This window comes from Neobacillus sp. K501 (genome assembly GCF_053749995.1).
The window spans coordinates 191,614-204,233 of record NZ_JBSLYA010000004.1; the positions used below are offsets into that span (position 1 = coordinate 191,614).

Annotated in this window: 9 protein-coding genes; 1 reads left to right on the forward strand and 8 read right to left on the reverse strand. The window is 39.6% G+C overall.

Annotated elements, in window-relative coordinates:
* Position 1 precedes the first annotated feature (1 nt).
* From ACWM35_RS11645 to ACWM35_RS11680, 8 genes are all read right to left on the reverse strand, one after another.
* A complete protein-coding gene (locus tag ACWM35_RS11645) occupies positions 2–877 on the reverse strand; it encodes an ABC transporter permease subunit (RefSeq protein WP_454818523.1) in 876 nt (291 codons plus the stop codon).
* Between the two features lie 79 nt (positions 878–956).
* A complete protein-coding gene (locus ACWM35_RS11650) occupies positions 957–2,375 on the reverse strand; it encodes an extracellular solute-binding protein (RefSeq protein WP_454818525.1) in 1,419 nt (472 codons plus the stop codon).
* Between the two features lie 94 nt (positions 2,376–2,469).
* Entirely contained in the window at positions 2,470–3,492 is a 1,023-nt protein-coding gene (locus ACWM35_RS11655) for a LacI family DNA-binding transcriptional regulator (protein ID WP_454818527.1), read from the reverse strand.
* Between the two features lie 286 nt (positions 3,493–3,778).
* On the reverse strand, positions 3,779–4,504 hold the full coding sequence (locus tag ACWM35_RS11660) for a glucosamine-6-phosphate deaminase (protein WP_454818529.1): 726 nt from the start codon (positions 4,502–4,504) through the stop codon (positions 3,779–3,781).
* A gap of 53 nt (positions 4,505–4,557) precedes the next feature.
* Positions 4,558–7,686, reverse strand: a complete 3,129-nt coding sequence (locus ACWM35_RS11665) for an alpha-mannosidase (RefSeq protein ID WP_454818531.1) — start codon at positions 7,684–7,686, stop codon at positions 4,558–4,560.
* Between the two features lie 31 nt (positions 7,687–7,717).
* Positions 7,718–8,542, reverse strand: coding sequence for a carbohydrate ABC transporter permease (locus ACWM35_RS11670; RefSeq protein ID WP_454818941.1), 825 nt, complete (start codon positions 8,540–8,542; stop codon positions 7,718–7,720).
* A gap of 32 nt (positions 8,543–8,574) precedes the next feature.
* The gene (locus ACWM35_RS11675) at positions 8,575–9,510 is read right to left on the reverse strand and encodes a carbohydrate ABC transporter permease (RefSeq protein WP_454818533.1); all 936 of its coding nucleotides are present in this window, start codon (positions 9,508–9,510) and stop codon (positions 8,575–8,577) included.
* A 90-nt stretch (positions 9,511–9,600) separates the two neighbouring features.
* Positions 9,601–10,989: an extracellular solute-binding protein gene (locus tag ACWM35_RS11680; protein WP_454818535.1), complete on the reverse strand. Its 1,389-nt coding sequence runs from the start codon at positions 10,987–10,989 to the stop codon at positions 9,601–9,603.
* 393 nt (positions 10,990–11,382) lie between these two features.
* Here ACWM35_RS11680 and ACWM35_RS11685 point away from each other — a divergent pair, with 393 nt between their 5' ends.
* A complete protein-coding gene (locus ACWM35_RS11685) occupies positions 11,383–12,513 on the forward strand; it encodes a GntR family transcriptional regulator (protein WP_454818537.1) in 1,131 nt (376 codons plus the stop codon).
* Positions 12,514–12,620: the final 107 nt, after the last annotated feature.

The window sequence follows — 12,620 nt, forward strand, 5'->3', positions numbered from 1 at the left end:
GTTATGCCTCCTCGTCATATCGAAGCACTTTCCTTGCAACAAGGGTAAGTAGTAAAGTTGCGATGATCACTAGCATCGACGCTGCGGTTGCGACGCCCATTTTAAATTCGAGGATCCCTTTTTCATAGGTGTACGTCATCAATACATCTACTTTTCGGGAGATCGATGGATTCCCCATCACGATAATTTGGTCAAAAATTCTTAAAGCACCTAACAGGTTTAACAGGAACACGACTTTCATCGTTGGAAATAATTGCGGAATCATAATATTTTTTATTTCATGCCAGCGCGAAGCTCCATCTATTTTGGCTGCTTCATATAAAGTCGGACTAATGCCGACGATCGCTGCAAGATAGAGAATACAGGTGTACCCCATATCCTTCCAAATAGCAGAAAGGATCATTAATGGCCTGGCATACTCATCCTGAGTGAAAAAATGGGTTGGTTTCCCTCCGAAGGCTTTTATGATCTCATTCACAAGCCCTCCATCCGGTGAAAGAAGGTAAATCCAGATTCCTCCCACTACTACCCATGAAAACAAATGCGGAACATAGATAACCATTTGGGTGAATTTTTTAAAGCTGACGCGAATGATTTCATTTAGGGAAATTGCGACGATAATCGGGAAGGCAAATCCGATGATGAGGATCCCTCCGCCAATCACGAGTGTATTGACTAATACACGCCAAAAGACAGGATCATTCAGGACAGTGATATAGTTTTCAAAACCAACAAAAGGTCGATCGCCGATAATTCTAAATTCTTGGAAACTAATCAGAACTCCCCGTACTAAGGGATAATAGGAAAATAGAAGAAAATAAAGGAAAATGGGGATCATCATTATATAAAGCCATGCGTATCGTTTATATGTACTCATTCATATCATCACCTAAGTTTGGAATTTTAGAAAAAAAGGAGTGGACAGATTACGCTCACCCCTTTTTCACATGTCAATTCTATTTATCGATTAATCCGGCATCTAACAATTCTTGATGCATTTCCTTCACTGCTTCTTTCGCATCCATTTCGCCAGTCATCGCTTTAAAGGCATAGTTTTGGACAATCTTTTCAGCAGTCGGCCAGTCAGCCGTTGAAGTTTCTAATGAAGAGTTACCAAGTACTACCTTCTGAGCCTCTTCTACCCCCGGAAGCATACCAAATGGATTTTCCCACTTCGTGTTGTTCGGGAATGGAGCCCCATGGTCCATACTGTGTTCATTACCGGTAGCGGTTAACTCATATTTACCATTCGTTTCTGTGTAATCATGATCTTTAATACCAAGTGTGGCTAACACGTTACCTTCTTCTGAATGCCAGAACTCAAGGAATTCCATCGCTGTTTCAGGATTCTCTGCATTAACAGGCATTGCCCAAACACTTTGGTCACCACGGCGCAGCATTACTTTTCCATCCGGACCTTCAGCGCCTTTAATTCCTTTAGCTACAAAAGTGGTATTCGGATCTTCTACTTTTTTAATATTGTTGAATAAGCCAACCCATGCATCCCAATACGTCACCATACCAACTCGGTCGGTTAAGAACATTTCACGCATTTTCCCAGTATCATTTGTCGCAAAGTTGGGATCTAATAAACCATCTTTATAAAGCTTCGCAAACCATTCTAGAACAGGAACCGCTTTTTCTGTTGCAATCGGAATCGTACGTTTGCCATTTTTATCGATCACATATCGATATTTCACCCCAGCGGCACTTAGGAAACCTTGGATGTCATACAGACCTGCTGTTGATAGACCATATGTATCATCCTTGCCGTTTCCATCTGGATCCTGTTCCTTAAATGCTTTGAAAACATTGTAGAAATCATCAAGTGTTTTCGGTTCTTCAAGTTTTAGTTTTTCCATCCAGTCTTGTCTGACAGTTGGAAGTGTTCCACCCTCAAACTTATTAAACACACCGTAAATTTTCCCGTCTTCATACTCGATTAACTCCCATTCTTCTTTCGGAATGACAGAAGAATCGGATAGTACCTTTGATTTCTCAATTTTATCGTTTAATTCTGTTAAAACACCTTGATCGACTAATACATCCATCAATGGCTTTGTCAGAAGGATTAAGTCAAATTTCTCACCAGAGGACATGCTTGTCATTAATTTTTGGTCATAATCAGCTGGCGGCTTTACCATTTCTACCTTAATTCCTGTTAATCTTTCAATCTCTTTAATAAACAGTTCATTTTCTTCAGGAGTTTTTCCGCCAACCACGTTGGTAAGAATACGAAGTGTTTTTTCCTCATTCTTCGAACCGCTTTTATCCTTGGTATCCGATGAAGTTTCTTTTGAACTACAAGCGCTAAGAAGTAAGCTTAAAATCATTAAAACTGGTACTAAAAGCTTGAACACTTTTTTAAAGTTCATTGACTACTCTCCCCTTTGTAAGAAAACTTCTATTAATGATTTTTGAAGCCTTTATAGGATTTTTCGTGTATCACCCCTCTCAATTTTCTAGAAGTTAACTTTTACTCATCATGATGTTTTTGCATGAATCTCGAATAACGAGTTTAGCAGGAATCATTTTTTGTCTTGGAGCCAATTGTTCCTTCAATACATTGATTAACACTTCGGCCGCTTCCTCCCCGAGTTTTTCCGGAAACAATTCAATACTCGTCAGTTTCGGAGTTGTCTCTAAGGCGAGCGTTTCACTATTACTTAATGCCATCAGCGAAAGGTCATTTGGTATATCCATTCCTAGTTCTCTTGCGGCCCGGAGGACTCCAAGTGCAACACGATCCGTATCAGCAATGATCGCTGTATATTTTTTTTCGTTAATCGTTTCTAGCAAACTATAATAGCCATAATCAGAAGCATTTTTATATTTTTCCTGGTCGTTATAAATGACGTTTTCTTCGTTAAAAGGCAAACCAAAATTTTCAAATGCTCGTTTTAATCCTTCTTTTCGATCTTCCGCTACCGTCATGCCGTAGGAAGCATTGAGAAAAAGAATATCATGATGACCATTTCCGATTAGAAACTCTCCTGCCTCTTTCACAATCTCAATATTGTTGTTATCCACAAATTTTGTTTCATCATCCTCTTTATCAGGTCTGCCAATCAGAACATACGGTAGGTTTAATTGTTTATACTGAGCAATTCTTGGGTCTTCATCTTTAGGATTCAATAAGATGACTCCATCGACTGGATCCCTAGAAAAAATAGTCGTGTCCTCACTTTCATAAACTCTATCTAAAAGGACTCGATATCCACTTTCTGTACACTTTTTGACTACCCCATTAATAACCTTTAAATCGAAACTGCTTAGTTCGGTATCCAATGTCGGCATTTTCAGCCCAATAATCATATTTTTCTTAGTTGCTAGACTTCTTGCTGCATGATTAGGAACATAGTTTAATTCCTTTGCTACATTTAACACCCGTTCTGTTACCTCGGCACTTATCGGTCTTTTTTTACTAAACACGCTTGAAACGGTCCCTTTTGAAACCCCTGCTCGTTTTGCAACATCAGCAATTGTTACCATCATTATCACCTTACTCTCTATTTCATTAAACCGGTTTAACAGTAAATTAAAAAAATTTACACTTTTTTTACACATTATCTAATAATTCGTTGAAATACCAACTTTATTTCCTAAATATAACAAAACCGGTTTAACAATGAATACGTTTTCATTATAAAATAGAAGTTAAATAGAATACAATATTTAAAATATAATTTTTTGAAATATTCTAATAAATGGTGCTATCGGCCCATCCCTTTAAATGAAAACAGCCATCTCAATAGAGTTGGCTGTTTTCATAGTTTGATTAAACTAGGAGGCTTGCGGCTTCTTTATCAAGGAAAATGTTCACATTCGAAAGATCCTGCAAGAGACTAGAAGGAACTTTTATCGTTTTTTCACCTTCCACGGTCTCCTTTATAATCTCGGCTTTTTTTGCTCCATTCGCCATTAATACAACGGTTTCTGATTCCATAATGTGCTGCAAACCAAGGGAAATGCCTTGCTTTACCTCTACTTCTTCCTCAAAATACTTCGACGAAACCTCTTTTGTTATCGAATCCAGTTCAACGACATGGCTGTATAACTTCGGGTTCACGTTTGGCTCATTAAAGCCAAGATGTCCATTTAATCCAATCCCTAATAAGATGAGATCGATATTACCATTAGTAAAAATAAAGTGATCCATCCGTTTGCACTCTGCCTCAAAATCCTCTGCCAGACCATTAAAGAAACATATTTGTTCAGGAGAAATAGAAATCTGGTCATAAAATTTATGATAAAGTGTTTCTTGGCAGCTACCCTTCACGCTTTTCCCAAGACCAACCCATTCATCCAAACTCACAAATTTACATTGACTAAAATTCACCCGACCGTTTTTTTCAGCTTCTACTAAATAGTCAAAGGTTCTTAAAGGTGTATCACCACCTGCTAGGCACATCAAGCTGTCTGGTTTCTTATCCACATAATCGATGATGAATTCTGCTGTGGCTTTTGACATTTCTTCATAATTGTTCAATACATTCATTTCCATGCTGCAAAATTCCTCCGCGTGTTTTATTAGCTGTTGGTAGAAACCCTAATACATTAATCCTGTGCTAGTTTTATCAAGAAGCTTTTGATTTCATATGGTTTTATTTCACAAGTAATCTTATCATCCTTAATTACTTCTCCAAAACCTTGTTCCAACAAATTAGCTTCCTGCCATGAAGTAACTTTGAGCCCGCTATTGATCTCAATATTCCCACGGCTTCCTGTGAATTCATGGACACGTAAAACGATATTATAATCATCTTCTGCCTTTTTTACCGCATCAATCAAGACATGATCAACATTTGTGTTGAAAAGGGAAAACTCCGATTGATGAGCAGCTCCATTAGCAAAGGTAAGAGGATTATTTAGCTTCCATCCCTCTTGAACCGTATTGCCCTTTACCCAATCATCTTCATGCGGAAGTAAAGAATAAGTAAACTCATGGTGTCCTTGGTCCTGCAGGTAATCTGGATAAACGGAACATTTAATTAACGATAACCTGATCACATGATCTTTAATATCGTAACCATATTTACAGTTGTTCAACAGGCTGACACCATATCCTCTTTCAGACAAGTCTGCCCATTGATGCGCAACCGTCTCAAATCGCGCGTAATCCCAGCTCGTATTCCAATGCGTTGGTCTCTTTACGTTTCCATACTGGATATCATAGGTTGCTTCCGTTGACCGCACCGCTACCGGAAAGGCTGCTTTTAACAATTGGTTCTGTTCATGCCAATCCGCTGATGTATTAAAATCAATTCTTCGACTATCCGAATAGACAATCAGTTCCTGTTGGATTGAAGAATCCATGTACTTCCATTCGAAACGGATAATCGCCCGTAAAGATGTAACCTCTACCACATTTACTGATTGTATATCGGTAATCTCACGCATTTTTTGTTGATAGTATAGATCAATATCCCAAGCATCGAAACGCATTGGTTTATCCTCAAAAACTTGTAAAACATTCCCCTTTTGTCCCTCAGCCAAAACCTCCCGCTTTGCCTTCCGATCGTAAATGGATACAAGCTGACCTGCTTCATTCCATTGAAGCTTATAAAATGGTGTGGTGATTCCTGATGGCTGCAGATCAAAGTTAGCTATCTTAGCTTGAGTAGATGAAGTGGCTTTAAACAGAATTGTACTAAAGCCCATTGCTGGGATATCTTTAACTTCTATTAACCAGTTTTGTCCCAGCTTAACTGCTTGTAGTTCTTCTCCCTTTGCATTCTCCCAAATCCCTTGCCCTTCTTTAACGGGAATCTCGATTAGGTCTGTTCGTTTCCAAGGGGCAGAATTGAACACAGTAAAGGTGTTCTCTGAGTACTCCTGTACGATGGTCTTAGCCGCGAGACTCCAAGAATCTTGCCCCAGTTTCTCTGCCTCCTGATATTCCAGCCTACTATCTTCATAGACTTCTCGAATAGACGAACCTGGGATAATATCATGAAATTGATTGCGCAAAATAATTTTCCAGCCTTGATTCAATTCATTCTGTGGATATTGATTCCATTGCCTTTCAAGCACACTAGCCATCACATTGAGCCATTCGGTTTCACGATACAAAAGCTCCAGACGGCGATTCATCCGCTTGTTATAAGCTTGGCTTGTATATGTCCCTCGATGGTACTCAAGATACAATTCCCCATCCCATGTGTGTACATATTGATCCGTCTCAATTACCCGCTGATGAAGCCTTTTGAAAAATTCATCCGCTCTACCGGTTTCCACTTTCGGTAGTCCCGGTAAATCATTTAACCGACGGCGCATCTCCAGCATTTCACGATTCACACCGCCACCGCCATCTCCATAGCCATACGAAAGGAGCAGCTCCTGATTAATAGCCTTATCTTGGTAGTTATCCCAAATCCCCTGAACCGTATCAGGCCGGATTTGTCCGTTGTAGGTATAGAACCACCAATCTCGATTAGGCTCAGGAGTAGTAATAAAATGGGTCAGCACTTCTGTTCCATCCACACCTCTCCATTTAAACGTATCATGTGGCATACGATTAAATTGGTTCCAGCTGATTTTCGTTGTCATAAACGTATCAATACCTGACTTTTTAAGAATTTGCGGCAGGGCCCAGCTATAGCCAAATACATCCGGAAGCCATAAATATTTACACTCCACTCCAAACTCTTCACGGAGGAATTTCGTTCCCAGCAATAGCTGGCGAACAAGCGACTCACCAGAGGTCACGTTACAATCGGCCTCGAGCCACATCCCTCCATCTGCTTCCCAGCGGCCTTCCGCCACACGCTTTTTAATTTGTTCATAAATTTCCGGATAATCCGTTTTAATATAGTCATATAATTGAGGTTGGGTTTGCAGGAATATGTAGTCTGGATACTTTTCCATTAACCGCAGTACAGTAGAAAAGGAACGTGCCGCTTTTTCACGTGTATGCTTCAAGCGCCATAGCCAGGCAACATCGATATGCGTATGTCCAATACAGCGAACGGTCACCGGATGATGTTTCTCCATCTGTTTTAATTCCGTTTGTAAAAAATCTTGCGCTTGAGAGATTGATTGATAGAATGGGTCAGAACCTGGCTTGGACCAGTCTACTAGACGAAAGGCACGATCCAAGCTACTTAATAGCATTTGCCGTTCAGGGCGATTCTGTTCAAAAATCTCCACGGTACCTAGAATGGCCTTTCCGGTAAAAAACAAATCATCCGCCATTTTATCCAACACCGTGAGTTCAGCTAATTTAATTTTATGTTCCTGGGGTGTCGGAATTCCTCCGCCTTCAAGTCCAGACCATAGTCGGAAGGTTAATGAGAGCTTAGTTCCAGCTGTTTCTTTTGGAAAAAACACCTCAATATGATTGGAATCCACTCCTTGGTACGGTGTGTCACCAACATAAAGCAATGATTCAAATCCAGAATTGTTGCCATCGCCGGTTTTCCCAAAATCAAACCGACCGACAATTTCTTGATTATTCCACTCTTCCGGTACATGGACCTCTGTTTGCAGCCAAGCATAAACATCGCGTCCCTTCCAATAATCCCCCGTTTGAATCGTATTCCACTCTGCCGCCTTTGGAGGCCGCGTTCCAATCTCACCCGGTTCATCAATTAAAAAGCGGAAGGAAGAAATTTGTATTGCCTCACGATAACGGTATTGATCTAACTCCTTGATTCGAGCCTCAAGCTTCTCTTCTGTCCAAAACATAAAAAACCCTCCCTGTTATGAATGATGGGTATCAACCTTTCGATGCCCCACCAAGACTAAAACCTTCTGACATAAACCTTTGACTGAGGATATAAAGAATAACCGGCGGAATCGTATAAATCAGTGAAAAAGCAGCAAGCTTTCCATACTCTACCATTCCATAAGACCCAAAAAACTGATAAATCGTAACAGAGGCAGGGAGCTTTTCAGGTGTTTGAATTAAAATATAAGGAACAAAGAAATTTCCCCAGCTGCCAGTAAACGTGAAAATACCAACTGTGCAAAGACCCGGAAGCATCAGTGGTGCGACAATAGCCCGCACCCCTTTAAAGACCGAGGCCCCATCAACCCACGCTGATTCTTCTAATTCCAAAGGTACAGCATCCATATAATTTTTCATCATCCAGATCGCATATGGCAGAGCAGAAGCGGATAAAAACAACATCGTCCCAAATAATGAATCCTGGAGATTGAAGATAATAAATAGCTGATAAACAGGAACCATCACCGCCGTAATCGGTAAGGCCGTCATAAATAAAATCGTATATAAAAATGGTTTTTTATATTTTAATTGATACCTAGATAATGGATAAGCTGCCAAGGAAGCTACTACGACAGCAAGTGTTGCCTGACCAAGGGACAATAACAAACCGATTAAAAAGGCACGCTGGTTGGCCTGATCCGATAAAATGGCCGAAAAATTTTCAAATGTGGCCTTTTCCGGTATTTGCAATGAGACCTTGGCATGAGGGTCAAAGGAGGCTAAAACAACCCAAAGCAAAGGCAATAAAAATAGAATACCGATGATACTAAGAACAACATAAGGGACGATTTTCTCTGATCGATATCGACTCATTTTCCATTTCTGCTGCATCCTTTTTCCCTCCTCTAAATTTTTACTTTCAAGGCGCGTATATACAGCATGCTGGCAACAACACCAATCAAAAGCATTACAAGTGAAATGGCTGTTCCATAACCTAGCTGGTAGTTAATAAAGGCTTGATTATACATATAAATAGGCAGTGTTTGAGTATCCATCCCAGGACCGCCGCCTGTGAGGGCATAAATTAAGGTAAACACTCCTAAAGTTTGCAAAGTTACAAGAATCATATTGGTCACAATTTGACCTTTAATCATCGGAAGGGTTATTCTCCATAAACGCTGCCATCCTGAAGCACCGTCAATAACTGCTGCCTCCTCCACTGATTTCGGAACATTATCAAGGGCTGATTGAAACACCAGCATCGAAAAGGCGGTACCGTGCCAAACATTTGCGATAATCACACTGACCATCGGGAAGGTATACAACCATGTAATGGGTTCCAATCCGATAAATCCAATTAGAGCATTTAAAGTACCTTGATCATTTAAAAAGGCAAAAAACGCAAAAGCTACAACGATTTCTGGTGTTACCCAGCCCGCAAGAACGATAATTCCGATGACACGCCTAAACGTACGGTTCCGCTCTCTCATTAAGAGGGCAATGATAAATCCAAGCACTTGCTGTCCAACCACAGCAGAGAAAATTAAGAATACAATTGTTTTTAAAACACTTAAGCGGAAATTAGGATCCTCAAACATGAAAACGAAGTTTTGAAAGCCAACAAACTCAATATTTTGAGCAGCAGCCCCTGTTAGTGACATATTTGTAAAGGCAAAATAGAAGGTTAACAAAATGGGTCCCACAACGAAAATAGATAGCAATAGCAAAGTAGGAAGCAGGAACAGAAAAGACCTTAAAGAGGTATTGTTTCGCTTTTTCCCTAATCCCCAAAAGCTCAACTTTCCAAACTCCTGATCTGATTTTGGCGCTTCAACATTCATAGCATACTCCTTCTCCTCTAATAGTAAATGTGATTGCCTCCTTGAGAAGAGGCAATCACGCATCATTTACTAATCCATCTCAAGGGAATATTATTCCTTTTCAACGACATTATCTTTACCAACAATACGGGTAACTTCATTTGCGTATTGTTCCATCGCCTTTTCAGGTGTTAAGCTTCCAGTGACAACCGCCTCTACCATTGCTTGAATTTTTGTAGAAACCGCAGGATACTTATCAACACCTGGTCTAAAGTGTGTATAATCAATGAATTGCGCTGCCTTTTCTGATACACTGCCAGGTGCATTGTTGACTTCTTCATCCTTGGCAACATCGATACGCGGTGTTAAATCACCTTGTTTTAAAACATACGTTTTGTTATGTTTCTCGTTTGTTGCTAGCTTAATAAATTCAAAGGCGAGATCTTTATTATCAGATTTAGCCGGAATCGAAAGTGCCCAGCCACCTGACATCGAAGTATAGCCTGGATCCTGTCCTTTTTGAGTCGGCATTGCTGTCAGTTGATAAATTTCTGTTCCTTCTGCCCAAGGCGTCGGACCATCCTCTCGCCATACTCCAGGAACCCAGTTCCCATTTAAAACAATCCCTACTTTTTCTTTCGGCATTAATTCTGTTTGAACGATATCTCCTGCTTTTCCTGTTAATACTTGAGACAATTCCGGTCCAAGTTTATTCGAATAAATTTCATCGATGAATTTCAATGAGTCTAAGAAACCTTTGCTTTTGACAATCCATTTTTCACTATCAAAATCATATAACTCATCTTCCGTTCCATAGAGAAGCATTTCAAAAGTTTGCATCGATGTAGCTTCACCCGTTGCTTTACCAGAGTTAGCCCAGAACGGTACGACATCCGGCACTTTTTCTTTTAAAGTTTTGGCTGCATCTAAAACATCTTCCCAGCTTTTAGGTTCCCAAGGGACTGGCAGACCTGCTTTTTCAAATAGATTGGTATTGTACCAAAGCCCGCGTGTATCTGTGCTGTATGGAACACCATAGATCTTGCCATCAGCAGCTTTTACCCCTTGTTTAACCGTCTCATTAAAGTTGTTCCAATCATCCCAGCCATCAATGTAGGAATCGAGTGGTTCGATATTTTTAGCTAAGGCATCGGAATTTATCATAAATGTATCCTCTGTGACAACATCTGGAGCGGTTTCACCTGATTTCACCATTAAAGCCAGTTTTGCGAAAAAATCGCCCTCGGAAGCTTGAATCGGAAGAAATTTAACCTTTGCATCAGGATTTTGTTCCTCTAGCTCTGCCTTCACTCCATCTAACCATTCTTTGAGTCCGACATTTGCGGATCCAAAGTCTCTGTACGCCACTTCTATCGTATTTTTATCATTTGATTTTTTCTCATTCGAGGCTGTATCGTTGCTACAAGCTGCAGCCGTGAAGACAAGCATCGATGTCATAACCCCTGTAAACATCCTTTTAACCAATGATTGTTTCAACATACTACTCTCCCCTTTTCACGAATTTACGTTGAAAGTTACTAGTCAGGCAAAATCGAGGTTAACTTTACAACTCCCCCTTTTTGGCATTTCATTTACTAGTTTTATGCCAATCCGTTTTTTTTTAATGAGATTCCGAGTTTGTAATCGCTTTCCTAGAGGTGCAAAAAAAAAGAGAATGAAGATCTTGATGAAAGGTATTAGGAGGAAACAAACATACAAGCAAACAAGTTTTATTAAGTTGTATATGTTGTATGTTTGTTTTTATATTTTGAATATTATCATGACTGTTAAGAGGTTGTAAACACAAATTATTTAAATTTTCTATCATTTACAAAAATAAGCTAAAGTTGTATATTTGTAATATACATCTTATCGACAAGGGGCCATTCCTGTATGCGCATTCCACTTTATAAACAAATCCAAACTTATATAGTAGATCATATCCAACAAGGTATCTGGAAACCGGATAGTAAAATACCATCCGAGAATGAATTGGCAGAACAATTTAATGTTAGTAGAATCACGATAAAAAAAGCGTTAGACGATCTTGTGGAAGAAGGACTCATTTATCGCATTCAAGGTAAAGGCTCCTTTATTGCCGCCAATTCTAATGGCGAACCCACCTTATATAATATCCCTGCTTCAAAAACGAATCTGGACCAAAAATTAATTGCCGTTGTAACCCCTCACTTAAGCAGTGAACTCGCATCAGACACTTATGCTGGAATTGAAACAACACTAGCGAAACACGGTTATAAAATGATTATTTGCCAAACCCACGATTCTCAAAAAGCAGAGGAACAAATCATCAAAGAAGTTCGTCAATTAGGTGTTGCAGGCATCATTATTTATCCCGTTGAAGGTGAAACGTACAATGAAGAAGTTTTAAGATTAACACTAAAGGACTTTCCAGTCGTACTTATCGACCGGTACTTTAGAGGGATAGAAGTAAATAGTGTTTCATCTGATAATCATCAGGGATCCTATGAAGCGATTTGCCATCTTATTGGACTCGGCCACTCTCGTATCGGGATGATTTCTACCTCCTATCAAGGAACGACAAGTATCGAAGATCGAATCATTGGTTATGAAAAAGCTTTAACAGATAAGGAAGTTCCGATTGATCATCATCTTTATTTACTAAATCTACAAAAATCCGGTGGAAACAAAGAAATAAGAGAAAACACGAAAAAGAAGATTCAAGCCTTTATTCGAAACAATCCTGACATGTCGGCCATTTTCGCGATCACATCTGGGATCGAAGTGTTAGAAGCCATCATGGAACTCGGCCTTCAAATTCCTGAGGATTTATCGCTGACAATGTTTGACGATAGTTCCTTATCTCATTTTTTCAAGACACCTCCAACATGCGTAAAGCAGCAAGGATATACAATAGGTGAAGAAGCCGCAAACTTACTTGTTTCATCTATCGAAAAAAAAGGGCAGAAACGAAAGAAGATCTTCATCCCAACAGAGTTAATCGTTCGTCAGTCAACGGCTGCTTATAAAATAAAATCGAAATGAAACATACAAAACCCCTGCCTACAATAGTAGACAAGGGTTTTTACATATTTTGTTAATTTTTTGTTGTTAAACCATCTCAAGTAACTTATTAGCTTCTTCCTTCTAGA

What these genes read in the sequence shown, in the direction of transcription:
- ACWM35_RS11670 (WP_454818941.1), bottom strand. Translation starts at nt 8,542, where the DNA reads ATGAGTCGATATCGATCAGAGAAAATCGTCCCTTATGTTGTTCTTAGT.
- ACWM35_RS11685 (WP_454818537.1), top strand. Translation starts at nt 11,383, where the DNA reads ATGCGCATTCCACTTTATAAACAAATCCAAACTTATATAGTAGATCAT.
- ACWM35_RS11650 (WP_454818525.1), bottom strand. Translation starts at nt 2,375, where the DNA reads ATGAACTTTAAAAAAGTGTTCAAGCTTTTAGTACCAGTTTTAATGATT.
- ACWM35_RS11655 (WP_454818527.1), bottom strand. Translation starts at nt 3,492, where the DNA reads ATGGTAACAATTGCTGATGTTGCAAAACGAGCAGGGGTTTCAAAAGGG.
- ACWM35_RS11680 (WP_454818535.1), bottom strand. Translation starts at nt 10,989, where the DNA reads ATGTTGAAACAATCATTGGTTAAAAGGATGTTTACAGGGGTTATGACA.
- ACWM35_RS11665 (WP_454818531.1), bottom strand. Translation starts at nt 7,686, where the DNA reads ATGTTTTGGACAGAAGAGAAGCTTGAGGCTCGAATCAAGGAGTTAGAT.
- ACWM35_RS11660 (WP_454818529.1), bottom strand. Translation starts at nt 4,504, where the DNA reads ATGGAAATGAATGTATTGAACAATTATGAAGAAATGTCAAAAGCCACA.
- ACWM35_RS11645 (WP_454818523.1), bottom strand. Translation starts at nt 877, where the DNA reads ATGAGTACATATAAACGATACGCATGGCTTTATATAATGATGATCCCC.
- ACWM35_RS11675 (WP_454818533.1), bottom strand. Translation starts at nt 9,510, where the DNA reads ATGAATGTTGAAGCGCCAAAATCAGATCAGGAGTTTGGAAAGTTGAGC.